Consider the following 26077-nt stretch of genomic DNA (forward strand, 5'->3'; position numbering starts at 1 on the left):
CGCTCGGTGGATGACCCGCCGGGCGGTGCGACCCGCGCCCCGGCCACGACGGCCGGGGCGCGTCGCGTCCGGGAAGGGCCCTAGATCGCCGGCGGCGGCGCCGTGGAGCCGCGTACGACGAGGTGGACGGGGATGTCCCCCGCCGGGGGCGTGCGGTCCTCCAGGACGGCGAGGAGGGCCCGCATGCCGCGGTCGCCGAAGAGCTCGGCGTCGAGGCGGACGGTGGTGAGCTCGGGGTCGATCGCCCGGGCGAGGGCGAGGTCGTCGAGGCCGGTGACGGAGAGGTCGTCGGGGACGCGCAGGCCGAGCCGCCGGGCTGCCTTGTAGGCGCCGGCGGCGAGGTTGTCGTCGTCGCAGACGACCGCGGTGGGCCGGGGGCCGGGCGCGGTGAGGGCGGTCTGCGCGGCGGCGAGCGCGCCCTCGATGGTCAGCGGCGCGCGGGCCCGGCGGACGTCCGTGCCCGGCACCGCGCCGAGGCGGGCGTCGAGCCCGCGCGCGCGGATGTCGAAGGTCCAGGACGAGACGTCGGCGGCGAGGTGCAGGAACCGCCGGTGGCCGAGGCCGAGCAGGTGCTCGGTGACCTGGCGCACGCCGTCGGCGATGTCGAGGTTGACGGTCGCGGCGCCGAGGCTGCCCGCGGGGTCGCTGTCGAGCATGACGAGGGGGAGCTGGTCGCCGCGGATGGCGGTGAGGGCGTCGGCCGCCATGGAGGAGGCGATGACCCCGTCGAGGGCGGCCTGCGCGGAGCCGAACGGGTCGCGGGCGGGGCCGATGCCCTGGGGCGAGGGGTAGAGGACGACGCCGAAGCCGTGCTCGGCGGCGACGCGGGCGGCGCCGGTGTAGACGCCGGCGAAGAACTCCGTGGTGAGCGCCGGGACGACGAGCAGGACGGTACGGGTGCGGCCCAGGCGCAGGTTGCGGGCGGCGAGGTTGGGCCGGTAGCCGAGGCGGTGCGCGGCCTCCCGTACGCGCTCGGCGGTCTGCTCGGAGACGCGTCCGCGCCATTTGCCGCCGAGGACGAGGGACACGGCGGCCTGGGAGACACCGGCGGCGTGGGCGACGTCTCGGCTGGTGGGGCGCGTGCTTGCTCGGGCCACCGGCGGCTGCTCCTTCGTCTGGACGCGTGGGCTGGCCACATGGTACGTATGACGAGGGACGTTATACGTAAAACCAGAGGGAGGCGGGAGACCGCCCCGGGCGGCTGCCGGCGGAAGGAGGCGGAGGACATGGCCTCGGGCTATGCGGAGATCCTCAGGGCGAAGCACGCCGCCCGGCTGCTGACCGGCACCCTGGTGGGCCGGCTGCCCAACGCGGTCGCCGCGATCGCGATCGTGCTGTTCGTCCGCGCCGAGGGCGGGACGTACAGCCTCGCGGGAGCGCTCGCCGCGGTGTACGGGGTGGCGAACGCGGTCGGCCAGCCGCTGCTGGGGCGCCTGGTGGACCTGTACGGGCAGCCGAGGATCCAGCTTCCCGCCGCGCTGGTCTCCGCGCTCGGCATGGCCCTCTTCGCCTGGACGGGCACGGACCCGCTGCCGCTCGCCCACGCCTTCGTGGCGGTCGCCGGACTGTTCACACCGCCGCTGGAGGGCGGCCTGAGGGCCCTGTGGCCCTCCGTGCTGCGCAGACAGGACCAGGTGCACACGGCCTACGCGATGGACGCGGTCGCGCAGGAGGTCATGTTCACCGTCGGGCCCTTGCTGGTGACGCTGTGCGCGTCGCTCTGGTCGGCGAGGGCCGCGCTCCTCGTACTCAACGTGATCGGGGTGCTGGGGGCCCTGTCGGTGGTCCTCTCACCGCCCGCGCGCGCCTGGCGGTCGGAGCCCCGCGAGGCGCACTGGCTGGGCGCCCTGCGCTCCACGGGTCTTCTGGCGCTGCTCGCGGCGTTCCTGTTCATCGGCATGGCGCTGGGCTCCATCGCGGTCGCCGCGGTGTCGTACGCGGACGGCAACGGCGGGGACGCGGTGTACGGCTGGCTGATGGCGGCGCTCGGCCTCGGCGCCCTGGCCGGCGGCACCGTCTACGGGGCGCGGCGATGGGCGGGGGCGCCGGAGCGGCGACTGCGGGTGCTGGTGGCACTGCTGGCGGTGTGTTACCTCCCGCTGACGCTGGTGCCCGGCGTGGCCGCGATGACGGCGCTGAGCGCGCTGGCCGGCGTCTTCCTGGCCCCCTGCATCGCCTGCGCGTTCATCATCGTGGACCGGCACGCGCCGGCCGGGACGGTCACCGAGGCGTTCTCGTGGCTGGTGACCACCTTCACCGTGGGCGCCTCCCTGGGGACGGCGCTCGCGGGTCCGGTGGTCGAGTGGGGCGGGACGCGCTGGGGCTTCGCCGTGCCGGGGTGCGCGGGTGCCGTCTCGTTGCTCGTCCTGCTGGCCACCGGACGGGTTCTCGCGGCCACCGGGGACGGCGCGGTGGTTGCGGCGTCAAAGGAAAATGATCCGAACCGTGCCGTCCAACCCCGTTTCAGCTCGGGTGATCGGGCGTAATGTTCAGTCATGGACCGCCGCATTTTCGGGCTGGAGAACGAGTACGGCGTCACGTGTACGTTCAGGGGACAGCGGCGCCTGTCTCCCGACGAGGTGGCGCGGTACCTCTTCCGCCGTGTCGTGTCATGGGGCCGCAGCAGTAACGTCTTCCTGCGCAACGGCGCCCGCCTCTATCTCGACGTGGGATCACATCCGGAATACGCGACACCCGAATGTGACAACGTGACGGAACTGGTCACCCACGACAAGGCCGGCGAGCGCATTCTGGAAGGACTCCTGGTAGACGCCGAACGACGCCTGCACGAGGAAGGAATCGCGGGCGACGTCTATCTGTTCAAGAACAACACGGACTCGGCCGGTAACTCCTACGGGTGCCACGAGAACTATCTGGTCGCCCGGCACGGGGAGTTCTCCCGGCTCGCGGACATCCTCATCCCCTTCCTCGTCACGAGGCAGTTGCTCTGCGGTGCCGGAAAGGTGCTGCAGACACCCCGGGGCGCCGTCTACTGCGTCAGTCAGCGCGCCGAGCACATCTGGGAGGGCGTCAGCTCCGCGACGACGCGCTCCCGGCCGATCATCAACACCCGCGACGAGCCGCACGCGGACGCCGAGCGGTACCGCCGGCTGCACGTCATCGTCGGCGACTCGAACATGTCCGAGACGACCATGCTGCTCAAGGTCGGTGCCACCGACCTGGTGCTGCGCATGATCGAGGCGGGCACGGTGATGCGTGACCTCACCCTGGAGAACCCGATCCGGGCGATCCGCGAGGTCAGCCACGACGTCACGGGCCGCCGCAAGGTGCGCCTGGCCAGCGGCCGGGAGGCCTCGGCGCTCGAGGTGCAGCGCGAGTACTACGAGAAGGCCGTGGACTTCTGCGAGCGTCGCGGGATCCGCACGGGCACCGTCGAGCAGGTCCTGGAGCTGTGGGGCCGGACGCTCGACGCGATCGAGGCCGAGGACCTCGACCGGATCGGCACCGAGATCGACTGGGTGATGAAGTACCAGCTCATCGAGCGGTACCGGGCCAAGCACAACATGACGATGTCGCATCCGCGGGTCGCGCAGATAGACCTCGCGTACCACGACATCCACCGTCGTCGGGGTCTCTACTACCTGCTGGAGAAGAAGGGTCAGGCGACCCGGATCTGCGACGATCTGAAGATCTTCGAGGGCAAGTCGGTGCCGCCGCAGACCACTCGGGCGCGGCTGCGCGGTGACTTCATCCGGCGCGCGCAGGAACAGCGCCGTGACTTCACCGTCGACTGGGTGCATCTGAAGCTGAACGACCAGGCGCAGCGCACGGTGTTGTGCAAGGACCCGTTCCGCTCGGTGGACGACCGGGTGGAGAAGCTCATCGCCGGCATGTGAGCCGGCGCCCGGGAGCCTCCCGGGACCGCGCGCGAAGGGCGTCGTACGTCTCCCGTACGGCGCCCTTCGCGTGTGCCGGATCCGGTCCTCCGGAGGGGCAACGCCCGGCCGTCCGGCTGAATTCGGCGCGGGCCTGATCCCGGGGCCGCCCGTAAACGTCAGTAAGGTGGCGCGGACGCCATTCCACTGGATCGACCGATACGAGGCCCTCACCGTGCGCCGACGCTCCCTTCTTCTCGCTGTACCCGCTGGACTGGTCACGCTCGCCGGATGCGGTGACGACAAGTCGGACGACGCCGAGTCCAGCGGCAGCCCGTCGCCTTCGGCATCCGTCTCGGAGGCGCCGCCGCCGAAGATCGTCGACGGCCCGCTGCCGGGCATCACGGCGGGGAAGAAGTTCGGCGAGAAGCCGACCGTCGCCAAGGGCAGCGGTGAGCCGTCGAAGAACCTGGCGGTGAAGACGGTCATCGCGGGCAGCGGCAGGACGATCGCCGAGAACGACTACGTCCAGGCGAACTACCTGGGCCAGATCTGGTCCTCGGGGAAGGTCTTCGACAACTCCTACGACCGCAAGACGCCGCTGCTCATCCAGCTCGCCAAGGGCAGCATCATCGACGGCTGGCGCTACGGCCTCGCGGGCAAGAAGGCCGGCAGCCGGGTCGAGATGGCGGTCCCGCCGACCTGGGGCTACGGCAAGGAGGGCAACAAGCAGGCGGGTATCGAGGGGACGGACACCCTCGTCTTCGTGATCGACGTCGAGGACGCCTTCAACGCGAAGAGCTCGGCCAAGGGCAAGAAGGTGACGCAGGACGACGCCGCGCTGCCCCGGGTCGGCACCGCGACCGACGGCTCGGCGCCCTCCATCGACGTGCCCAAGGGCAAGGCGCCGACGAAGCTGGTCGCCGAGTACGTGCTGGAGGGCGACGGCGACGAGGTGAAGGCGGACAGCACCCTCCTCGTGCAGTACAAGGGCGTGCTCTGGGAGGACGGCAAGGAGTTCGACTCCACGTACAGCAGGGACCAGCTGGCGTCGTTCTCGCTGCAGCAGGTCGTCAAGGGCTGGGCGCAGGGGCTCACCGGCAAGAAGGTCGGCAGCCGGGTGCTCGTCGTCGTCCCGCCGAAGCTCGGCTACGGCGACAACCCGCCGAGCGGCAGCAGCATCAAGAAGGACTCCACGCTGGTCTTCACGGTGGACATCCTCGCCAAGATGTGACCGCCGCCGCGCCGCCCGCCGCCCCGCCCCGCGGTCCCGCCGCCCCGCCCCGCGGTCCCGCCGCCCCGCCGGGCGTGCTCGCGGCGTCCGGCACGGCCGCGGGATGAAAGACTGTCGCTGCCCATCAGCGAACAAGCAGGAGCCTGAGACGTGAGCATCGAGAAGCCCGAGATCGACTTCCCGGGCGGCGAGCCCCCGGCGGACCTCGAGATCAAGGACATCTGGGAGGGTGAGGGACCCGTCGCCAAGGCGGGCGACACCGTCTCCGTCCACTACGTGGGCGTCGCCTTCTCCACCGGCGAGGAGTTCGACGCGAGCTGGAACCGCGGTACGCCGTTCCGCTTCCCGCTCGGTGGCGGCCGCGTCATCGCGGGCTGGGACAAGGGCGTGCAGGGCATGAAGGTCGGCGGCCGCCGCCAGCTGACCATCCCGGCCCACCTCGCCTACGGCAACCAGAGCCCGACCCCGGCCATCAAGCCCGGCGAGACGCTGATCTTCGTGGTCGATCTGCTCGGAGTCTGACCGACGTCCGAACGGACAGTGATCAGACCCGGTCATCCGGGGCCCATGCCCGTCGGGGCATGGGCCCTCGGCTTTTGCCGCGACACTCCGGAGCGGTACGGTCATCGGTCGGAAGCACCATAGGAAGGGCGTCGATGGCCATTGCCAAGGCCGAGCGGCTGATGAACCTGGCGCTGTGTCTGCTCGGGACGCGGCGGCCGCTCAGCAAGCGGGAGCTGCGCGAGTCCATCGAGGCGTACCTGGAGGCGAACTCCGAGGACAGCTTCAACCGCATGTTCGAGCGCGACAAGGACGACCTGCGCGAACTCGGACTGGTCATCGAGACGGTGGAGAACGTCGAGGGCGAGATCGGATACCTCGCCCGCCGCGACAGCAACCGCCTGCCTCCCATCACCCTCGACGCCGAGGAGGCCGCCGCCCTGGGCCTCGCCGCCAAGGTGTGGCAGCAGGCCCGCCTCGCGGGCGCGGCGAGCGGCGCCCTGCAGAAGCTGCGCGCCGCCGGCATGGCCGAGGACTTCGACCCCTACGAGGCCCACGGCGCCCTGGAGCCCCGCATCCCCGTGCACGAGGCGTCCTTCGAGCCGCTGATGCTGGCCTGCCGTGACCGCCGCCCCGTCGCCTTCGACTACCGCAAGGCCACCGCGGCCCGCCCCGAACCCCGGCTCGTCGAACCGTGGGCGCTGGAGTGCTGGCGCGGTCACTGGTACCTGGCCGGCTGGGACCGTGAGCGCGGCGCCGAGCGGGTCTTCCGGCTCTCCCGGATCACCGGCAGGGTCCGCACCCGCCCCGGCAAGTACACCGCGCCGGTGCCCGACGTCGTCACCGTCCGCGAGACGGTCGCCGGCTGGGCGGGGGAGAGCGCCGACCGGTCCGCGCTGATCCGGCTGCGTGCGGGCGCCGGCTACCCGCTGCGCGCCAAGGCCGTCTCCGTACGGGAACTCGGCGACGGCTGGGACGAGTTGGAGATTCCGTACGGGCACGGCCTGGACGCCTGGCTCGTCGAGTTCGGGCCCGACGTGGTCGTGCTGGAGCCCGCTGAGCTGCGGGCGGACGTCGTGGACCGGCTGCGCGCCGTGGCCAAAGGCTGAGGGGACGCGGGACAGTGGCAGGAAAACCGGCCAGGCCGGCCAGCGCGATCGACCAGACGCGGCGGATGCTCTCCCTGGTGACCTATCTGCGCGAGCGCCCCGGCGCCCGGGTCGGTGACGTCGCCCGGGCCTTCGGCATCAGCGAGGACGAGCTGATCTCCGACCTCGACGTGCTGCCGCTGTGCGGGACCAGCTTCCGCGGCGGCGACCTCCTCGACATCGACACCGACGGCGACCGGATCTGGTGGCACAACCCGGACGACGTCGCGGAACCGCTGCGGATCGCCTCCGACGAGGCCACCGCCCTGCTGGTGGCCGCCCGCGCCGTGTCCACGCTGCCCGGTCTGCGCGAGGGGGACCGCCAGGCCCTGCTGCGGGCCACCGCCAAGCTGGAGACGGCCTCCGGCGACGCGGCGGGCGCGAGCGCCCGGCTGTCGGTGACCTTCGAGTCCGAGGGCGGCGTCTTCGCGGACGTCGACCGGGCGATCTCCGAGCGCCGCCGGCTGTGGATCCGTTACTACTCGCCCGCCCGGGACGAGCTCACCGAGCGCGAGATCGACCCGATCCGGCTGGTCAGCGTCGGCCACACCTATGTGGAGGCCTGGTGCCGCCGCTCCGAGGCGCGCCGCACCTTCCGGCTGGACCGCGTCGCCGAGATCCGCATCCTCGACGAGCCGTCCGCGCCGCCCGAGGTGGAGCTGCGCGATCTGTCGGAGGGGCTGGTGCAGCCCGCGGCGGAGGACCCCGAGGTTGTCGTCGAGGTGGGGCCCGGCGGGCGCTGGGTCGCCGAGTACTACCCGCACGACAGCGCCGAGGAGCTGCCCGACGGCGGGCTGCGGATCACCCTGCGCACCCCCGACCCCGCCTCGCTGCGGCGGCTCGCCCTGCGGCTGGGCCGCGACGGGCGGATCGTGTCGCCGCGGCCGCTCGCCGACAGCGCCCGGCAGGCGGCCCGCGACGCGCTCGCCGCGTACGACGCACCGCCCCCGGGGGACGGAAGGGACGACAGGCAGGAGCAGGAGCTGTGAGCGGATTCGCCGGGTCCGGGACGCGGGAGCGGGAGATGTCGGTGGCGTCCGCCTTCGCGGGCATGTCACGCGTGGCCCCGGTGCTGTTCAGGGCGGGCTGCCCCGACTGCCGGGCCCGCTTCGAGCTGGCCGCGAGCGCGCTGAGGCTCGCCATCGGGGCCAGCAGCCGCACCACCTTCTACTCCTTCACCTGCCCCGAGTGCGGCTCGGCGGTCCGCAAGCCCGCGGGCGAGCGCATCGTCGAACTTCTCACCGGGGGCGGGGTGCGCACCCTGCGCCTGTACGCGAGCGTCTAGGCTCGACGCATGTTCTGGCCGATGCTGGCGGTAGCCGTGGGGTTTCTGGGTCTGGTGGTGCTGGGCGTTCTCGGCGTCCGGGTGTTCGTGGAGGCCGAGCGGCTGGGCAGGCAGGTGTCCGACTCGGCGCGCCGGATCAACCGCGCGGCGGACGAACTGGAGCGGGCGTCGGTCGGGGTGGCCCAGTCCGTGGATCAGGTATGAGTCCGTTCCTGACCGTGCGATGAGCCACTTCGGCCTGTCGGCTGGCCACCGGGGGCAGGTACGCTGCTGAACGCGGCACGCATAACGAGGCGCGGGCCGCGACCGGGAGTACGCACAGGGATTGCCCAGCGTTTACCCCCTGCGCGTTACGATCGCTGTCGACACGACGATCGGACACATGTCCGACCGATCGGACAGCACCCCGCCCCTGCCGCCTCGGTGAGAAGGTAAAGACTTATGTTCGGAAGGCTCGGAGCTCCCGAGATCATTCTCATCCTCGTCGTCATCATCCTGCTGTTCGGCGCGAAGAAGCTTCCGGACATGGCGCGGTCCCTCGGCAAGTCCGCGCGCATCCTCAAGAGCGAGGCCAAGGCGATGAAGTCGGAGGGCGGCCAGGACAGCACCCCGGCGGGCCCGCCCCCCACCGACGAGCAGACCCCGTCGCAGCGCACCATCCAGGCCGCACCCGGCGACGTGACCAGCTCCCGGCCGGTCACCGAGCCGACGGACTCGACCAAGCGCTGACGCAGGGCCGGTGACCTCCGGCCCGCCGCACGAGATGGGAACGTGGGTTGCTCAAGCCTGCCCGCAAGAAGGAGAAGGATCCCGAGGGGCGGATGCCCCTGGTGGAGCACCTTCGTGAGCTGCGCAACAGACTGGCGAAGGCCGTCCTGGCCATCGTGGTCGTCGCCATTGTGGCGGCATTCTTCAGCGAGCAGCTGATGCAGTTCCTGGCGGACCCGGTGCCGAAGTGCGCCAAGGGGCTCGCGGAGAGCAACGGCGGCAACTGCGCCGTTGTGACCTTCAATACGCTCCTCGCGCCGTTCTCGTTGACCGTCAAGGTCAGCCTGATGGCGGGTGTGATCGTGTCCAGCCCGGTCTGGCTGTACCAGCTCTGGGCGTTCATCGCCCCGGGTCTGCACAAGAACGAGAAGAAGTACACGTACGCCTTCGTGGTTCTGGCTGTCCCGCTGTTCGTCGGTGGCGCGGCTCTGGCCTACCAGGTCATCCCGGTCAGCATGCAGGTGTTGCTCAGCCTCACCCCGGAAGGCTCCGGCAACATCCTCGGCCTGGACGACGTCGTGGACTTCACGGTCCGGATGGTGCTGGTCTTCGGGCTCGCCTTCGAGCTGCCGCTGCTGCTGGTGATGCTCAACGCCGTGGGCCTCGTGACCGGGACCCGTATGGCGAGCTGGTGGCGCGGCGTCATCATGGGCGTTTTCGTGTTCGGGGCCGTCGCGACCCCGACCACGGACCCGGTCGGCATGATCGCTCTGTCAGGCCCGATCGTGGTGCTGTACTTCTTCGCGGTGCTGTTCTCCTTGATGAACGACCGGCGGCGGCGCCGCGGCAACCCCGACGCCGCACTCGACGACGACGAGGCCTCCGAGCTGGATCTCACCCCCGAGGACATCGGCGAGATCGAGACCGTGCCGCCCGCCCGTGCCGCCCTGCCGGAGCAGGCGGGGCCGGACCGGGTCAACGGTTATGACGATGTGACCTGACGGCGCCGGTGACCTTGTAAGGTCCGGCCGTGACCAGCGAGATCACCCTCTTCGTCAATCCCACCGCGGGACGCGGCCGGGGCGCCCGCGCGGCGCAGCCGGCCGCTTCCGCGCTCCGGGCGGCCGGCTTCTCCGTGCGGACCGTCCTCGGTGAGGACGCCCGGGACGCGCTGCGCCGGGCGCGGGAGGCCGTCGCGGGCGGCACGGGCGCCCTGGTGGCCGTCGGTGGCGACGGCATGGCGAGCCTGGCGCTCCAGGCCGTCGCCGGGACCCGTACCCCGCTGGGGCTGGTCGCCGTCGGCACCGGCAACGACTTCGCGCGCGCCCTGGACCTGCCGGTGCGCGACCCCGAGGCCGCGGGCCGCGTGGTGGCCGACGCGCTCAAGGGCGGTCTGCTGCGGGACGTCGACCTCGGCCGGGCCGGCGGCACCTGGTTCGGGACGGTTCTCGCCTCCGGCTTCGACTCGCGGGTCAACGACCGCGGCAACCGCATGCGATGGCCCACCGGGCGGCTGAGGTACGACCTGGCGATCCTCGCCGAGCTGACCGCCTTCACCCCGTTCCCGTACCGGATCACGCTGGACGACGGCGCCGTCCTGGAGACCGAGGCCACGCTCGTGGCCGTCGGCAACGGACCGTCGTACGGCGGTGGCATGAGGATCTGCGCGGACGCCGACCTCGAGGACGGGCTCTTCGACGTGACGGTGGTGGGGGACTGCGGCCGCGCGACCCTGCTGAAGGTCTTCCCCAAGGTCTACAAGGGCACCCACCTCGGTCATCCGAAGGTGAGCGTGTACCGGGCCGCGAAGGTCGAACTGGTGGCGGAGGGCATCACGGGATACGCGGACGGTGAGCGGATCGGCCCGCTGCCGCTGACCGCCGAGTGCGTGCCCGGAGCGGTGCGGGTCGCGGTGCGCTGACCGGCGCACTCGTACGGTGAGCTGCGGAGATCCGCGGCCCGCGCGGGAGCGGATCCCGATAATGATCGACCTGTTGTCAGCGGCTGCCGGTAGTCTCGAAAGCACGATGACAGAGGACCTCTCACCGGCCGAGCGGTACGCGGCAGCACGAAAGCGCGCTGTCGAGCAGGCCACCGCGCTCGCGTCCTTCCGCGAGATGTACGACTTCGGCCTCGACCCCTTCCAGATCGAGGCCTGCCAGGCGCTGGAGGCGGGCAAGGGCGTGCTCGTGGCCGCACCGACCGGCTCGGGCAAGACGATCGTCGGCGAGTTCGCCGTCCACCTCGCCCTCGGACAGGGCAAGAAGTGTTTCTACACGACGCCCATCAAGGCGCTCTCCAACCAGAAGTACGCCGACCTCGCCCGCCGTTACGGCGCGGACAAGGTGGGTCTGCTCACCGGTGACAACAGCGTCAACTCCGAGGCACCGGTGGTCGTGATGACCACCGAGGTGCTCCGCAACATGCTGTACGCGGGCTCGCAGACCCTCAGCGGCCTCGGTTACGTGGTGATGGACGAGGTGCACTACCTCTCCGACCGCTTCCGCGGCGCCGTCTGGGAGGAAGTGATCATCCACCTCCCCGAGTCGGTGACCCTGGTGTCGCTCTCCGCCACCGTGTCGAACGCGGAGGAGTTCGGCGACTGGCTGGACACCGTCCGCGGCGACACCCAGGTGATCGTCTCCGAGCACCGCCCCGTGCCGCTGTTCCAGCACGTGCTCGCCGGACGCCGGATGTACGACCTGTTCGAGGAGGGCGAGGGCCACAAGAAGGCCGTCAACCCCGACCTGATGCGCCTGGCGCGCATGGAGGACAGCCGTCCGTACGGGCGTGACCGGCGGCGCGGCAAGAACATACGCGAGGCGGACCGGGAGCGGGAGCGGCGGCAGCGGTCGCGGGTGTGGACGCCCGGCAGACCCGAGGTCATCGAGCGGCTCGACTCCGAGGGGCTGCTGCCCGCCATCACGTTCATCTTCAGCCGCGCCGCCTGCGAGGCCGCCGTCCAGCAGTGCCTGTACGCGGGGCTGCGGCTGAACGACGACGCGGCGCGGGCGCGGGTGCGGGAGATCGTCGAGGAGCGCACGGCCTCGATCCCGGACGAGGACCTGCACGTCCTCGGCTACTACGAGTTCCTGGAGGGCGCGGAGCGCGGCATCGCGGCCCACCACGCCGGCATGCTGCCGACGTTCAAGGAGATCGTCGAGGAACTGTTCGTGCGCGGCCTGGTCAAGGCCGTCTTCGCCACCGAGACCCTCGCGCTCGGCATCAACATGCCCGCCCGCTCGGTGGTTCTGGAGAAGCTCGTCAAGTGGAACGGCGAGCAGCACGCCGACATCACCCCCGGCGAGTACACCCAGCTGACCGGCCGCGCCGGACGCCGCGGCATCGACGTCGAGGGCCACGCCGTGGTGCTGTGGCAGCGCGGGACGAGCCCCGAGCACCTGGCGGGACTGGCCGGCACCCGGACGTATCCGCTGCGCTCCAGCTTCAAGCCGTCGTACAACATGGCGGTGAACCTGGTCGAGCAGTTCGGGCGGCACCGCTCGCGCGAGCTGCTGGAGACGTCGTTCGCGCAGTTCCAGGCCGACAAGTCGGTCGTCGGGATCTCCCGGCAGGTCCAGCGCAACGAGGAGGGGCTGGAGGGCTACAAGGAGTCCATGACCTGCCACCTCGGCGACTTCGACGCGTACATGGGCCTGCGCCGCGACCTGAAGGACCGCGAGACGGAACTGGCCAGGCAGGGCGCGTCGCAGCGGCGTGCGGAGGCGGCCGTCGCCCTGGAGAAGCTCAAGCCCGGTGACGTCATCCACGTCCCGACGGGCAAGTACGCGGGTCTCGCGCTGGTCCTCGACCCGGGCCTGCCCGCCGGCCGGTCGAACGGGCACAGGGGCTACGAGTACCACGACGGCCCCCGCCCGCTCGTCCTCACCTCCGAGCGCCAGGTGAAGCGGCTGGCCTCGATGGACTTCCCGGTGCCCGTCGAGGCACTGGAGCGGATGCGCATCCCGAAGTCCTTCAACGCGCGCTCCCCGCAGTCCCGCAGGGATCTCGCCTCGGCGCTGCGCACCAAGGCGGGGCACATCGTGCCCGACCGGCACCGCAAGTCGCGCTCGGCGGCAGCCGACGACCGGGAGATCGCCCGGCTGCGCACGGCGATCCGCGCCCACCCCTGCCACGGCTGCAGCGACCGCGAGGACCACGCCCGCTGGGCCGAGCGCTACCACCGGCTGCTGCGCGACACCTCGCAGCTGGAGCGGCGCATCGAGGGCCGCACGAACACCATCGCCCGTACCTTCGACCGGATCGTCGCGCTCCTCACCGAGCTCGACTACCTCCGGGGCAACGAGGTGACCGAGCACGGCAAGCGGCTGGCCCGGCTGTACGGGGAGCTCGACCTGCTCGCCAGCGAGTGCCTGCGCGCCGGTGTCTGGGAGGGTCTGTCCCCGGCCGAACTGGCCGCCTGCGTCTCCGCGTTGGTGTACGAGTCCCGGGTCGGGGACGACGCCATGGCGCCGAAGGTGCCGTCCGGGCAGGCCAAGGCCGCGCTCGGCGAGATGGTCCGCATCTGGGGCCGGCTCGACGCGCTGGAGGAGGACTTCAAGATCCGGCAGACCGAGGGCGTGGGCCAGCGCGAGCCGGACCTCGGCTTCGCCTGGCCGGCGTACGAGTGGGCGTCCGGGAAGGGCCTCGACGAGGTGCTGCGCGAGGCGGAGATGCCCGCGGGCGACTTCGTGCGCTGGTGCAAGCAGGTCATCGACGTGCTCGGGCAGATCGCGGCGGCGCCGGCCGCGCGCGAGGGGTCGACGGTGGCGAAGAACGCGCGCAAGGCCGTGGACGGGCTGCTGCGGGGAGTGGTGGCCTACTCGTCGGTGGGCTGAGCCCGGCCGGCCGGTGGGCTGAGGCCGCCCGGTCGGTGGACTCAACCCGCCCGGTCGGTGGGCCGGGTCCCGCGCGACGTCCGGGCTCCGCTCGGCCGGCCCGTCCGCACCGCTGGACACTGTGCCCCTGAACGCCGTCCGGGCCGGGGAAGGCAGCCGCCTTCCCCGGCCCGGACTGCGTTCGCGCGTTCTGGAGGCGGCCCTCGTCCGGCGTCCGGAAGTGCCGGTTCCCCCTCCGTCCCACCTGCGCGGGGGTTCTTTTTCGTACACCTGTGCCCCGTGACGCAGCGTGTGCGAACGGGGGCTGAGCGTGTAAATGGGGCCGACAGTACTCCTGTGGCAGAGGGCAATTCAGGTGCTTGCCGAATATGACACCGCGATGATCCGGTCGGACTAAGCTCGCCCGCAGCGCACCGAGTTGGCATGTATTCGTGCGCTTGTTCCCAAACATGCCGAAGGTCAAGAAAGTCCAAGTCCCCCATGTGGGCAGTACGTTCCCCCCGACCCAGCCGATTTGTCTCAGAGGGCATACATGGTGAGTGTTCAATCGCCTCCCGGTGGCCGTGAACTTTCCTCCGCACGCGTGCTGGTGCTGCCGGCCGTCCTGATGGCCGTGGCGACCGGAGCCGCCGTCGCCCTGGTGACGGAGCCGGCCAGGACCGCGGTCGGCTGGTGCGGTGCCGTCGCGACGCTCCTGGTCGTCGCGACCGCCGCCGAAGCCGTACGCCGAGCCCGTATCGTCCGCGCGCTGCGCGCCGAGCACCACCGCCGCAGCACCCAGCTGGAACAGCGCGTCGCCGGCCACGACCAGGAGATCGTGCGGCTCGGCAAGGAAGTCGTGCCCGTCGCGCTCAACCGGATGCGCCGCGGCCTGTCCCCGCAGGAGGCGCTGCAGGAGACCATCGCCTGCGAACCCGCCTACCAGGGGCTCCCGGCGTCGCAGCGGGACATCGTCCGCACCGTCCTGGAGATCGTGGACCACGAGCAGATGCTGCGCGACTCCGGGCAGCGCGCCTTCGTCCACATCGCCCGGCGCGTCCAGGCGATCGTCCACCAGCAGGCCAAGGAACTCCGCGAGATGGAGGAGGACCACGGCCGCAACCCCGAGGTCTTCGACGACCTGCTGCGCATCGACCACGGCACCGCGCTGATCGGACGCCTCGCCGACTCCATCGCGGTGCTCGGCGGCGGCCGCCCCGGACGCCAGTGGCCCCAGCCCGTACCGCTGTTCAGCGTCCTGCGAGGCGCGATGTCGCGGATCCTGGAGTACCGCCGCGTCGAACTGCACTCCATCGCCGAGGTCTCCGTGGGCGGCCTGTCCGTGGAACCGGTCATCCACGCCTGCGCCGAACTCCTCGACAACGCCACCCGCTACTCGCCGCCGCAGACCAGGGTGCACGTCACCGCCGTCGAGGTGCAGACCGGCATCGCCATCGAGATCGAGGACGGCGGCGTCAGCCTCAGCGAGGAGGGCCGCGCCAAGGCGGAGGGCATGCTCGCCGCGGCGCAGGCCGGCGTGGAGGTCAACGACCTGGGCGACGCCCCCCGGCTCGGCCTGGCCGTCGTCGGCCGCCTCACCAAGATGTTCGACATGCAGATCTCGCTGCGGCAGTCCGCGTACGGCGGTGTCCGTGCCGTGCTCATCGTGCCGCACGCCATGCTCACCACCGGTCCCGGCGCCGGTCTCGCGCACGGCGTCGGGGCGTCCTCGGTGCCGAGCATGGACACCGGCGGGGTCGAGGGCCCCAAGCGCGTACCGAAGAAGCGCCGTCCGACCACCGGACCACGCGTCCCCGCCCCCGCGGGCGGTTCCCTGGACGACGACGTCCCCGAGGTCACCGAGTGGACCCCGAACGGCCTGCCGCAGCGCCGCAGCCGGGTCAAGACGCCGCTCAGCCAGCGCATCGCCGAGGCCCGCGCGGCCGAGGCCGCCCAGGAGGCGGCCCGCGCGGCGGCGCCCGCCTGGGCGTCCGAGCCGGTGCCGGAGAAGAAGGAGCCCGAACCCGGCCTGTGGGTCGAGGCCTTCATGAAGGGACTCAAGGGCGACCCGGACCCGGCGGCGGCGACCGGCACGACCGACCGGCCTGCCCGAGTGGAGGCCGACGACGAGGGGGACCTCACGTGATCCAGCAGCGAGCCAATTTCGACTGGATGCTCAAGGAGCTTGCCGACGGCGTGCCCGGCACCCGGCAGATCGTCGTGCTCTCCGCCGACGGACTGCGCATCGCCCGGTACGGCGGCGATCCCGACCAGGCCGACCGCGTCGCCGCGGCCTGCGCCGGACTGCAGAGCCTGGCCACCGCCGTCGCCACCGAGATCCCCGAGAGCAACGGCCGGATGCGCATGGTCATCATCGAGATCGACGGCGGCTACTTCTATCTGATGGCGGCCGGCCCCAACGCCTACCTCGCCGTGCTCGCCAACCAGATCGCGGACGCCGGGCTGATGAGCAACCGCATGCGCGACCTCGTCGTGCGGATCGGGGCCCATCTGACGAGTCCGCCCCGGCACAACGGGCAGACCGTATGACTCCTCCGCAACGCCGACGGCGCCACCCCGGGGAAGAGCCCGCCGGGCCTCCCGCGACGGACCCCCACGACGACGGCCCGCTCGACGACGGCCCCGGCCCGGGCGGACCCGCGCCGCAGGAACGGGACGGCAAGAACCCCGAGCGGCTGTACGTGCTCACCGGCGGCGCGGACGGCGACCGCGCCGAACTCGACCTCGTCACGCTCATCGTGGCGCGGGCCGACCCGCCTCCCACCGCACAGCCCGAGCAGGCGGCCCTGCTCAGGCTCTCCAGGACCCCTCTGTCCGTGGCCGAGATCTCGGCCTACCTCTGTCTGCCGTGCAGCGTGGTGACCGTCCTGCTCACCGAGCTGCTGGCGGCCGGACTGGTACAGGCGCGCGCCCCGATCGTCCGCTCGGCGCTCCCCGACCGTTCCCTCCTCGAAGCGGTGATGCATGGACTTCAAAAACTCTGACACCCTCACCGGACCGCGGGCACAGGACCATCTGCCCCACACGGCGACCGCCGCCGTGAAGATCGTGATCGTGGGCGGTTTCGGCGTCGGCAAGACGACCATGGTGGGCTCCGTCAGCGAGATCAGACCGCTGACCACCGAGGAGACCATGACGCAGGCCGGTATCGGCGTCGACGACAACTACGGCTCCGACACCAAGACGGCGACCACCGTCGCCATGGACTTCGGCCGCATCAGCATCACGGACCAGCTGGTGCTGTACCTGTTCGGCACGCCCGGCCAGGAGCGCTTCTGGTTCCTGTGGAACGGGCTGTTCGAGGGCGCGCTCGGCGCGGTGGTGCTCATCGACACCCGCCGCCTGGAGGTCAGCTTCGACGTGATCGGCCGCCTGGAGGAGCGCGGCGTGCCGTTCGTCATCGCCATGAACGCCTTCCCGGACGCGCCCCACTACCCGGTCGAGGACCTGCGCGCCGCGCTCGACCTGGCCGAGGAGATCCCGATCGTGCAGTGCGACGCGCGGCGCCGGGCCTCCAGCAGGGACGTGCTGATGACGCTGATGCGCTTCCTGCACTCCCTGACGACGTCCCCGTCCGCCTGAACCCGAACCCGGCCCGCACGCCCGGAGCCCCCGCCTCCGGCTTCACTCCCGCCCCGTCCCCACCCCGCCCCCGTCCCCACCCCCTTCAGCCTTCCGTCCTCTGCTTTTCTGCCTCGGAGCGATCACCGTGACGCCTGAATCCCACGTCCCGACCGGTACGGACGATCCCACGCTCGGTCCGCCGCCGGGCTGCCCCGCGCACGGCCTCGGCCCCGGCGGACGGAGCCGGCTGTACGGCCCCGAGGCGGAGGACCTCGGGGCCCTCTACGAGAAGCTCCGCGCCGAGCACGGCCCCGTCGCCCCCGCCCTCATCCACAACGACGTGCCGATCTGGGCGGTCCTCGGCCACGCAGAGAACCTGCACATGGTCCGCACCCCCTCGCACTTCACCCGCGACAGCCGCGTGTGGACCGCCGTGCGGGACGGCACGGCGGGCCCCGACCATCCGCTCGCGCCGCACTTCGTCTGGCAGCCCATCTGCTCCATGGCCGAGGGCGACGAGCACCTGCGGCTGCGCGGCGCCGTCACCGCCGCCATGGCGACCATCGACTACCGCAGCATCCGCCGTTCCATCAACCGCTCCACGCAGCGCATCGTCAACGAGTTCTGCGAGGAGGGCGCCGCCGACCTGGTCGGCCAGTTCGCCGAGCACCTGCCGATGGCCGTGATGTGCGAGATCCTCGGCATGCCCGAGGAGTACGACGAGCGGCTGGTCCAGGCGGCCCGCGACATGCTCAAGGGCACCGAGACGGCCGTCGCCAGCAACGCGTACATCATGGACGTGCTGATGCGGCTCACCGCCCGCCGCCGGGCCGAGCCCCTGGACGACGTCGCCAGCCACCTCATCACCCACTCGGCACGGCTCACCGACGACGAGGTCTCCGAGCACCTGCGTCTCGTGCTGATCGCCGCGTACGAGGCCACGGCCAACCTGATCGCCAACGTGCTGCGCGTGGTGCTCACCGACCCGCGCTTCCGCGCCCAGCTCAGCGGCGGCCAGATGACGGTGCCCGAGGCGGTCGAACAGTCGCTGTGGGACGAGCCGCCGTTCAGCACCATCCTCGGCTACTTCGCCAAGCAGGACACGGAGTTCGGCGGTCAGTACATCCGCAAGGGCGACGGGCTGATCCTGGGGATCGCCCCGGCCAACGTCGACCCGCGGGTGCGCCCCGACCTCTCCGTCGACATGCAGGGCAACCGCTCGCACCTCGCCTTCGGCGGCGGTTCGCACGAGTGCCCCGGCCAGGACATCGGCCGTGCCATCGCCGACACCGGTGTCGACGCGCTGCTGATGCGTCTGCCCGACGTCCAGCTCGCGTGCGGGGAGGACGAGCTGCGGTGGAGGTCGTCGATCGCGTCACGGCACCTGGTGGAGCTGCCGGTGGCCTTCGTGCCGAAGCCGCAGCAGGACGTGGAGCTGCAGCCCGGGGCGCATCCGACGCAGCCGGTACGCGAGTGGACGGTCACCGTGCCGGAGTCGGCGGCCGCGGCACCGGCGTCGGCACCGGCACCGGCGTCGGCACCGGCACCGGCGTCGGTGCCGGCACCGAGGCCGGTACCGCCGACGGTGCCCGACCGGCCGGCGCAGGCACCCCGGGCGGACGCCGGGACCGTCCGCCGGACGGGCATCCGGCAGCGGCTGCTGCGCTGGTGGCGCGGTTACTGAGGGCTCCCGCCGCCCGGCGGCCCGGCCCACTCCACGTACGCCGACCAGGACCGGAGCACCCGCTCACTGACGAACCGATGCTGCCGTCCCGTGACCGGATCGGTGAACTCCAGTGTCCGCGCCAGCAGTTGCAGCGGACGGCTGAAGTCACCGGCCGGTACGGGGCCGGTCACCACCGGGTAGAGCGGGTCACCGAGGATCGGCAGCCCCAAGGCGCTCATGTGCACGCGCAGTTGATGGGTCTGGCCGGTGTCGGGCGTCAGCCGGTAGTGCCCCAGCCGGCCGCGCCGCGCCAGCAGTTCGACCCGGCTCACGGCGTTCGGCTCGCCGTCGACCTCACGGGCGGCCAGGACCCCGCGCTCCTTCACGATCCGGCTGCGGACCGTGCGGGGCAGGGCCACGGACGGGTCGTACGGGGCGACGGCCTCGTACTCCTTGCCCACGAGCCGGTCGCGGAACAGCGACTGGTAGGCGCCCCGTTCCTCCGGCCGCACGGTGAACAGCACGAGACCTGCCGTCAGCCGGTCCAGACGGTGCGCGGCGCCGAGGGTGGGCACGCCCAGTTCCCGGCGGAGCCGGGCCAGGGCGGTCTCGGCGACGTGGCTGCCGCGCGGGGTGGTCGCGAGGAAGTGCGGTTTGTCGGCGACGACGATGTGCTCGTCGCGGTGGACCACGTCCAGCGCGAAGGGCACCTGTTCCTCCTCGGGCAGCTCGCGGTGGAACCACAGGTACAGGCCCGGGGTGTACGGGTGGTCGCCTCGCACGGGGCGGCCGTCGGCGCCGACGATCAGTCCGGCGTCGAGCATCCCGTCGACGACGCCGTCCCCGGCCGCCGCCAGCCGCTCCACCAGGTGCTCCCGCACCGTGCGCCAGCCCCCGCCCGCCGGAAGCCGCACGCGCACCGGATCCACCCCGTCACGCTGCCCCAACGGCGCCCCCGGCACCCGCGCCCTACGCCCCATCCCCCCACCCTACGAAACCCCCGGTTCCCCACCTGTCCGAGCCCCCACAAGGGGCGCGAGGAACGGCGCGCGCAACCCCCACCGTCCCGCAGCACTTCTCCGGGCCGAAGCCCCGCAAGGGGCGCGGGGAACTGCGCGCCCAACCCCCACCGTCCCGCAGCACTTCACTGGGCCGAAGCCCCGCAAGGGGCGCGGGGAACTGCGCGCCCAACCCCCACCGCCCCGCAGCTCCCCACCCGGGGCCGAAGCCCCCAGCCGTGGGGCCCCCAGCCCTGGGGCGTCCCTGACCGTGGGGCGGCCCCAGGCGTGGGCTGGGGCGGGGCGGTCACCCCAGTGACCGCCCCGCCCCACGCGAACCCGCGCCCCCACCCGGAGGGCTACGCTCCTTGCTCCGCCTCCACCCGCGCGTTCCACTCCCGCTTCGACGCCTGCCACCCGTCCTCGTTGTGCCCGAGCCGCCAGTACCCGGAGATCGACAGGTCCTCGCGCGGGATGTCCCGCTCGACTCGCAGCAGCCGGCGCAGCTCCTTCACGAAGCCCGCCTCGCCGTGCACGAAGGCGTGGACGCGGCCCTCGGGGAAGTCCAGCGCGCGGACCGCCTCCAACAGCGCCTCGCCGACCGGCCGGTCCCCGCGGTGCAGCCACACCACGTCCACGTCGGAGTCGATCTTCTGCTCCTCCTCGGGGCCGGCGACCTCCACGAGGGCGCGGGCCACCGCGCCGTCGGGCAGCGACTCCAGGGCGGCGGCGATCGCGGGCAGTGCGCTCTCGTCACCGGCCAGCAGATGCCAGTCGGCGCTCGCGTCGGGCGCGTACGCGCCGCCGGGGCCCATGAACCGTACGACGTCGCCCGGCTGCGCGCGGACGGCCCAGGGGCCCGCGAGTCCCTCGTCGCCGTGGATGACGAAGTCGAGCGTCAGCTCGCGCACCTCGGGGTCCCAGGCGCGCACGGTGTACGTCCGCCGCACGGGCCACTGCTCGCGCGGCAGCTCCGCGCGGATGCGCTCCTCGTCGAAGGGCTCGGGGTATGTGACCCCGTCGGGCGCGAACAGCAGCTTCACGTAGTGATCGGTGCTCGTACCCGCGGCGAAGGCGGCGAGGCCCTCGCCGCCGAGGACGACACGCTGCATGTGCGGGCTCAGCCGTTCGGTACGGACGACTCGTGCGGTGTGGAGCGGGCGAGTCCTGCGTGCCGGACGCTCTGCCATGGCGGCCTCCCAGTTCACGTGCTTAGGTATGCCTAAGTTAGCACTGTCGCCGGGGGGAAACTCACACTTCGAGTGTCGCGAGCAGCCGCTGCAGCGACCCGCCAAGCCCCCAGCGTGCCGCGAGGGCCGCCAGCGCGTCCGGATCGCGCGGTCCGCGCGGCAGGGTGGTGTCCACATCGGGCAGGGGGACGTCGTCCGCGACCCGCACGACCGTGGGGGCGACCGCCAGATACGGTCCCGCGTCGTGCAGCCGTCTGCGCTGCGTGGGCGTCAGCCGGGCAGCGGGGTCGTCGGCCGCGGCCATGATCCCGGCCAGGTCGCCGAACTCGGCGAGCAGCTTCGCGGCCGTCTTCTCGCCGATCCCCTGCACCCCGGGCAGCCCGTCGCTCGGGTCGCCGCGCAGCAGCGCCAGGTCCGCGTACCCCGCGCCGTCGACGCCGTACTTGCCGCGCAGCCAGCTCTCGTCGGTGAACTGCAGCGTGCCGACGCCCTTGAGCGGGTAGAGCACGCGGACGCCGCGCGCGTCGTCCACCAGCTGGTAGAGGTCGCGGTCCCCGGTGACGATGTCGACCGGGCCCGTCGCCCGCGCGGTGAACGTGCCGATCACGTCGTCCGCCTCGTACCCCGCGACGCCGACGCGCGCGATGCCGAGCGCGTCGAGGACCGCCTCGATCACGGGCACCTGGGGGGAGAGGGTGTCGGGTACCTCCTCCTCGTCCGGCCCGCCCGCGCGCTCCTCGGCCACCCGGTGCGCCTTGTACGAGGGGATCAGGTCGACCCGCCACTGCGGGCGCCAGTCCGCGTCCATGCAGGCCACCAGCGCGTCGGGGCGGTGGTCCTTGACCAGCCGGTCGATGAACTCGAGCAGTCCTCGCACGGCGTTCACCGGCGTGCCGTCGGGGGCCCTCACCGAGTCGGGGACCCCGAAGTAGGCCCGGAAGTACAGGGAAGCGGTGTCGAGCAGCATCAGTCGTCCGGTCACGCCTCAGATCATGCCGTACGGCACTGACAGTCACCCCGGTGTGAGCTGGACCACTTCTGTGTTTGCTCCGGTCGCGTGGGGGCAGGCGCGGCCCCGGAGCAGAGCCGGTTGCGCTTTCAACCGAATCGCCGCGCACGAGAAGCGCGCGGGAACGGCGTGGGCGCACCGGCTGCGGCGGGCGGAACCCGTCCCGCTCCACGGCCCGCCGGCGGGGGAGGCGGGCCGTCGTTCGTTCCGACGAGAGGCTCACGTGTCATCCAGGCTGCAGGCCGAGAACCTGTACAAAGTGTTCGGCAGACGACCCGGCGAGGCGGTGAGCCGGCTGCGGGACGGCGCCGACCGCGACGACCTGCGTGCCGAGGGCACCACCGCCGCGGTGATCGACGCCTCGTTCGACGTCGAACCGGGGCAGACGTTCGTCGTCATGGGCCTGTCGGGTTCCGGCAAGTCCACGTTGCTGCGCATGCTCAACGGGCTGCTCGAACCGACCGCGGGGCACGTGCGCTTCGACGGCCAGGACCTCACCGCGCTCAGCGACCGCGAACTGCGCGAGGTGCGCTCACGGAAGATCAGCATGGTCTTCCAGCACTTCGCGCTCTTCCCGCACCGCAGCGTCCTCGACAACGCCGCCTACGGCCTGGAGGTCCAGGGCGTGCCGGGCGGCGAGCGCAGGAAGCGCGCGGCCGAGGCGCTGGAGCTGGTCGGGCTGGCCGGCTGGGAGAAGTCCTGGCCGGACGAGCTGTCCGGAGGCATGCAGCAGCGCGTCGGCCTCGCCCGGGCCCTCGCCACCGACGCCGACCTGCTGCTCATGGACGAGTCGTTCAGCGCCCTCGACCCGCTGATCCGCAGGGACATGCAGGACCAGCTGGTCGAACTGCAGCGCAAGCTGAAGAAGACGATCGTCTTCATCACCCACGACCTGAACGAGGCCATGCGCCTCGGCGACCGGATCGCGGTCATGCGTGACGGCCGGATCGTCCAGACCGGCACCGCCGAGGACATCCTGGTCCGCCCCGCCAACGACTACGTCGCCTCCTTCACCCAGGACGTGGACCGCTCCCGGGTGCTCACCGCGGGCGCCGTCATGGACGAGTCCGTACGCGGTGACGAGGCGGACTGCGGCTGCGACACCGCCACACCGGACACGCCGTTCGTGGAACTGTGCGCGCTCAGCGCCCGGCTCTCCCACCCGGTGGCCGTCCTCGACGACGGGCGGGAGCTGGTCGGCGTCGTGCCCCAGCAGCGGCTCGTCGGCTTCCTGGGGGACGAGCGGGGTGGTGCCGAGGCCTGCGACAGCCCGCGCGAGCAGGCCCCGAAGGCGGTGAGGACCGGTGCCTAGGATTCCCTTCGGCGACTGGGTCAACGACGTGGTCGACTGGCTGCTGAACCACATGTCGTGGCTCTTCGACTTCTTCAAGACCGTCTTCCTGGGCGCCTACGACGGCATCAACGCCGTCCTGCAGGCCCCGCCGCCCCTCATCCTCGCCGGCATCTTCGCCGTGATCGCCTTCTGGCTGCGCGGCACGGTCGCCGGTGTCCTCACCTTCGCGGGGTTCGCCTTCATCGACTCCCTCGAACTGTGGGAGGACGCGATGGTGACCCTGGCGCTCGTCCTCGTGGCGACGATCATCGCGCTCGTCGTCTCCGTGCCCGTGGGCATCTGGGCGGCGCGCTCGAACCGGGTCAGCAGCGTCGTGCGCCCCGTGCTCGACTTCATGCAGACGCTGCCCGCGATGATCTACCTCATCCCGGCGATCCTGTTCTTCGGCACCGGCGCCCCCGCCGGAATCGTCGCCACCCTGATCTTCGCGCTGGCACCCGGTGTCCGCATGACCGAACTGGGCATCCGGCAGGTCGACAAGGAACTGGTCGAGGCGGCCGAGGCGTTCGGCACCACCCCCGGCAAGACCCTCCTGCGCGTCCAGCTGCCGCTGGCGCTTCCCACCGTCATGGCCGGTGTCAACCAGGTCATCATGCTGGGCCTGTCCATGGCCGCCATCGCGGGCATGGTCGGCACCGGCGGCCTCGGCGGAGACGTCAACGAGGCCATCGGGCAGCTCAACGTGGGCCTCGGCTCCGAGTCCGGTGTCGCCATCGTCATCCTCGCGATCTACCTGGACCGCATGACGAGCGCCCTGGGCACCCAGGTGTCGCCGCTCGGCCGCCGCGCCGCCGCCAGGCTGCGCGCCACGCAGGGCGCGATGATCTGGTCCTACCGCCCGCGGCCCGCCGTGGCCGTGGTCGGCGTCGTCGTCCTCGCGCTGGTCGCGGGCGGCATGGGCGTCTTCGGCGGATCCGACGGCGGCAGCGCCGAGGCCGGCGGGAAGAACGTCGGCCAGGGCAAGAAGGTCACCATCGGCTACATCCCCTGGGACGAGGGCGTCGCCTCCACCTTCCTGTGGAAGGAGGTCCTGGAGGAGCGCGGCTTCGACGTCGAGACCAAGCAGTTCGACGCCGGACCGCTGTACACCTCGCTGGCCCAGGGGAGCGTCGACTTCCAGACGGACTCCTGGCTGCCGACCACCCACGAGCAGTACTGGAAGAGGTACGGCGAGCGGCTCGACGACCTCGGCTCGTGGTACGGCCCGACGTCGCTGGAGCTGAGCGTCCCCGCGTACATGAAGGACGTCGACTCGCTGGCGGACCTCAAGGGCAAGGCCAAGACGTTCGACGGGAAGATCACCGGCATCGAGTCGAGCGCCGGGATGATGGGCCTGCTGAAGAGCAAGGTGCTGAAGGCGTACGGACTCGACAAGGAGTACGACGTCGTCGACAGCTCCACGCCCGCCATGCTGGCCGAGCTGAAGCGCGCGTACGCCAAGAAGGAGCCGGCCCTCGTCACGCTCTGGTCGCCGCACTGGGCGTACAGCGACTACGAGCTGAAGAAGCTCAAGGACCCCAAGGGCGCCTGGGGCAAGGGCGACGGGGTGCACACGATCTCGCGCAAGGGCTTCGCCCAGGACAACCCGGTCGTCGGCGAGTGGCTCGAGAACTTCAAGATGACCGAGAAGCAGCTCACGGGTCTCGAGGCCGAGATCAACAAGGCGGGCAAGGGCAGGCAGCAGGACGCCGTGCGCGCCTGGCTGAAGAAGAACCCCGGGCTCGTCGACAGGCTGGCTCCGGTGGCCGGGTCCTCCTCGGACACCCCGGCCGAGGCGAAGCGCGCGCTCGACGTGGCCTGGTTCCCCTGGGACGAGGACGTCGCCGTCACGTACCTGTGGAAGAACGTGCTGGAGCGGCGCGGCTACAAGCTGAACCTGAAGCAGATGGACGTCGGTCCCGTCTACACCGGCCTGGCCGGTGACGACCTCGACCTCAACTTCGACGCGTGGCTGCCGCACGCCCAGAAGAACTACTGGGACCAGCACAGGAACGACCTGACGGACCTCGGGACCTGGTACCGGCCGACCTCGCTGGAGATCGCCGTGCCGTCGTACGTCAAGGACGTCAGGTCGCTGGCGGACCTCAAGGGCAAGGCCGACACCTTCGACGGGAAGATCATCGGCATCGAACCCGGCACGGGCGAGATGAACCTGCTCAAGAAGGACGTCCTGCCGGGCTACGGCCTGGACAAGGAGTACAAGGTCGTCGACGGCTCCACGCCCGCGATGCTGGCCGAGCTGAAGCGCGCGTATGCCAAGAAGGAACCCGTCGCCGTCGTCCTGTGGTCCCCGCACTGGGCCTACAGCGAGTACGACCTGACCAAGCTGAAGGACGACAAGAAGCTCTTCGGTGAGGGCAACACCATCCGCACCATCGCCGGCAAGAAGTTCACCGAGCGGTATCCGAGGCTCACCGGGTGGATCAAGGACTTCCGGATGAGCGAGGACGAGCTCGGCAGCCTGGAGGCCGAGATCAAGAAGCGCGGCCAGGGCCATGAGGAGGACGCCGTCGCCGGATGGCTGAAGGAGCACCCGGACATGGTGGGGCGGATGACTCCGCAGTAGTCCGCTGACGGGCGGACCGCGGCCGTCGCCGGCACGGACCGCGGCCGTCCGGCCGAGGGGCGGGTGCCGCTCCGGAACCCAGCGGGGTTCCGGAGGGGGCCCCCCCCCGCCCGGCGGTGGCGGGGCCGGGGGGCGGGCCGGGCCCCCCCGCCGGGGGGGGGGGCCCCCCCCGGGGCCCGG

Annotated in this window: 23 protein-coding genes; 19 read left to right on the forward strand and 4 right to left on the reverse strand. The window is 71.7% G+C overall.

Translation table 11 applies throughout. The annotated features are described in order from the left end of the window. Positions 1-80 precede the first annotated feature (80 nt). Positions 81-1097, reverse strand: coding sequence for a substrate-binding domain-containing protein (locus ACFY93_RS03560; RefSeq protein ID WP_391353214.1), 1017 nt, complete (start codon positions 1095-1097; stop codon positions 81-83). 129 nt (positions 1098-1226) lie between these two features. Between ACFY93_RS03560 and ACFY93_RS03565 the strand changes: the two genes are divergently transcribed. The 17 genes from ACFY93_RS03565 (at position 1227) to ACFY93_RS03645 (ending at position 18798) form a co-directional block, all read left to right on the forward strand. Next, positions 1227-2486, forward strand: a complete 1260-nt coding sequence (locus tag ACFY93_RS03565; RefSeq protein ID WP_391353216.1) for an MFS transporter — start codon at positions 1227-1229, stop codon at positions 2484-2486. Positions 2487-2495: 9 nt separating this feature from the next. Further along, positions 2496-3857, forward strand: coding sequence for a Pup--protein ligase (gene pafA / locus ACFY93_RS03570; RefSeq protein ID WP_391353218.1), 1362 nt, complete (start codon positions 2496-2498; stop codon positions 3855-3857). A gap of 214 nt (positions 3858-4071) precedes the next feature. Continuing rightward, positions 4072-5070 carry an FKBP-type peptidyl-prolyl cis-trans isomerase gene (locus ACFY93_RS03575; RefSeq protein ID WP_391353578.1) on the forward strand — a complete coding sequence of 333 codons (999 nt, stop codon included), beginning with the start codon at positions 4072-4074 and terminating at the stop codon, positions 5068-5070. A gap of 150 nt (positions 5071-5220) precedes the next feature. Further along, positions 5221-5592, forward strand: coding sequence for an FKBP-type peptidyl-prolyl cis-trans isomerase (locus ACFY93_RS03580; RefSeq protein ID WP_391353219.1), 372 nt, complete (start codon positions 5221-5223; stop codon positions 5590-5592). A 134-nt stretch (positions 5593-5726) separates the two neighbouring features. Continuing rightward, positions 5727-6680, forward strand: coding sequence for a WYL domain-containing protein (locus ACFY93_RS03585; protein ID WP_391353220.1), 954 nt, complete (start codon positions 5727-5729; stop codon positions 6678-6680). Between the two features lie 14 nt (positions 6681-6694). Continuing rightward, the gene (locus ACFY93_RS03590) at positions 6695-7708 is read left to right on the forward strand and encodes a WYL domain-containing protein (protein ID WP_391353221.1); all 1014 of its coding nucleotides are present in this window, start codon (positions 6695-6697) and stop codon (positions 7706-7708) included. Between the two features lie 35 nt (positions 7709-7743). Beyond that, positions 7744-8004, forward strand: coding sequence for a hypothetical protein (locus ACFY93_RS03595; RefSeq protein WP_391353580.1), 261 nt, complete (start codon positions 7744-7746; stop codon positions 8002-8004). Positions 8005-8013: 9 nt separating this feature from the next. Continuing rightward, positions 8014-8208 (forward strand): hypothetical protein, encoded by a 195-nt coding sequence (locus tag ACFY93_RS03600; protein ID WP_391353223.1) that lies wholly within the window; start codon positions 8014-8016, stop codon positions 8206-8208. 237 nt (positions 8209-8445) lie between these two features. Then, positions 8446-8733 carry a Sec-independent protein translocase subunit TatA gene (tatA, locus tag ACFY93_RS03605; protein ID WP_391353224.1) on the forward strand — a complete coding sequence of 96 codons (288 nt, stop codon included), beginning with the start codon at positions 8446-8448 and terminating at the stop codon, positions 8731-8733. 92 nt (positions 8734-8825) lie between these two features. Next, on the forward strand, positions 8826-9713 hold the full coding sequence (gene tatC / locus ACFY93_RS03610; protein ID WP_391353582.1) for a twin-arginine translocase subunit TatC: 888 nt from the start codon (positions 8826-8828) through the stop codon (positions 9711-9713). A gap of 29 nt (positions 9714-9742) precedes the next feature. Next, positions 9743-10633: a diacylglycerol kinase gene (locus tag ACFY93_RS03615; RefSeq protein ID WP_391353226.1), complete on the forward strand. Its 891-nt coding sequence runs from the start codon at positions 9743-9745 to the stop codon at positions 10631-10633. A 61-nt stretch (positions 10634-10694) separates the two neighbouring features. Beyond that, positions 10695-13550: a DEAD/DEAH box helicase gene (locus tag ACFY93_RS03620; RefSeq protein ID WP_391353228.1), complete on the forward strand. Its 2856-nt coding sequence runs from the start codon at positions 10695-10697 to the stop codon at positions 13548-13550. A gap of 532 nt (positions 13551-14082) precedes the next feature. Beyond that, entirely contained in the window at positions 14083-15675 is a 1593-nt protein-coding gene (locus tag ACFY93_RS03625; RefSeq protein ID WP_391353229.1) for an ATP-binding protein, read from the forward strand. Further along, positions 15672-16079 (forward strand): roadblock/LC7 domain-containing protein, encoded by a 408-nt coding sequence (locus tag ACFY93_RS03630; RefSeq protein ID WP_391353231.1) that lies wholly within the window; start codon positions 15672-15674, stop codon positions 16077-16079. Before ACFY93_RS03625 ends, ACFY93_RS03630 begins: the two co-directional genes overlap by 4 nt. Next, positions 16076-16534 (forward strand): DUF742 domain-containing protein, encoded by a 459-nt coding sequence (locus tag ACFY93_RS03635; protein WP_391353233.1) that lies wholly within the window; start codon positions 16076-16078, stop codon positions 16532-16534. The genes ACFY93_RS03630 and ACFY93_RS03635 overlap by 4 nt, the downstream gene beginning before the upstream one ends. Beyond that, complete coding sequence (locus ACFY93_RS03640; protein ID WP_391353235.1) at positions 16515-17132, forward strand: ATP/GTP-binding protein; 618 nt, start codon at positions 16515-16517, stop codon at positions 17130-17132. The genes ACFY93_RS03635 and ACFY93_RS03640 overlap by 20 nt, the downstream gene beginning before the upstream one ends. A gap of 127 nt (positions 17133-17259) precedes the next feature. Then, the gene (locus ACFY93_RS03645) at positions 17260-18798 is read left to right on the forward strand and encodes a cytochrome P450 (RefSeq protein ID WP_391353236.1); all 1539 of its coding nucleotides are present in this window, start codon (positions 17260-17262) and stop codon (positions 18796-18798) included. Here ACFY93_RS03645 and ACFY93_RS03650 read toward each other — a convergent pair. The 3 genes from ACFY93_RS03650 to ACFY93_RS03660 all read right to left on the reverse strand — a co-directional run bounded on the left by ACFY93_RS03650 (position 18792) and on the right by ACFY93_RS03660 (position 21935). After that, positions 18792-19760 (reverse strand): pseudouridine synthase, encoded by a 969-nt coding sequence (locus ACFY93_RS03650; RefSeq protein WP_391353238.1) that lies wholly within the window; start codon positions 19758-19760, stop codon positions 18792-18794. The two genes, ACFY93_RS03645 and ACFY93_RS03650, sit on opposite strands and share 7 nt — an antisense overlap. Positions 19761-20137: 377 nt before the next feature. Next, positions 20138-20968, reverse strand: coding sequence for a siderophore-interacting protein (locus ACFY93_RS03655; protein WP_391353239.1), 831 nt, complete (start codon positions 20966-20968; stop codon positions 20138-20140). Between the two features lie 61 nt (positions 20969-21029). Beyond that, positions 21030-21935, reverse strand: coding sequence for a 5'-3' exonuclease H3TH domain-containing protein (locus tag ACFY93_RS03660; protein ID WP_391353584.1), 906 nt, complete (start codon positions 21933-21935; stop codon positions 21030-21032). Positions 21936-22200: 265 nt separating this feature from the next. On the opposite strand from ACFY93_RS03660, the gene ACFY93_RS03665 reads away from it, so the two are divergent. Together ACFY93_RS03665 and ACFY93_RS03670 are read left to right on the forward strand one after the other, a co-directional pair. Next, positions 22201-23289: a betaine/proline/choline family ABC transporter ATP-binding protein gene (locus ACFY93_RS03665; protein ID WP_391353241.1), complete on the forward strand. Its 1089-nt coding sequence runs from the start codon at positions 22201-22203 to the stop codon at positions 23287-23289. Continuing rightward, positions 23282-25897 (forward strand): glycine betaine ABC transporter substrate-binding protein, encoded by a 2616-nt coding sequence (locus ACFY93_RS03670; RefSeq protein ID WP_391353242.1) that lies wholly within the window; start codon positions 23282-23284, stop codon positions 25895-25897. Before ACFY93_RS03665 ends, ACFY93_RS03670 begins: the two co-directional genes overlap by 8 nt. Positions 25898-26077: the final 180 nt, after the last annotated feature.

The organism is Streptomyces sp. NPDC008313, assembly GCF_042956125.1.
In the GTDB taxonomy this organism is placed as follows: domain Bacteria; phylum Actinomycetota; class Actinomycetes; order Streptomycetales; family Streptomycetaceae; genus Streptomyces.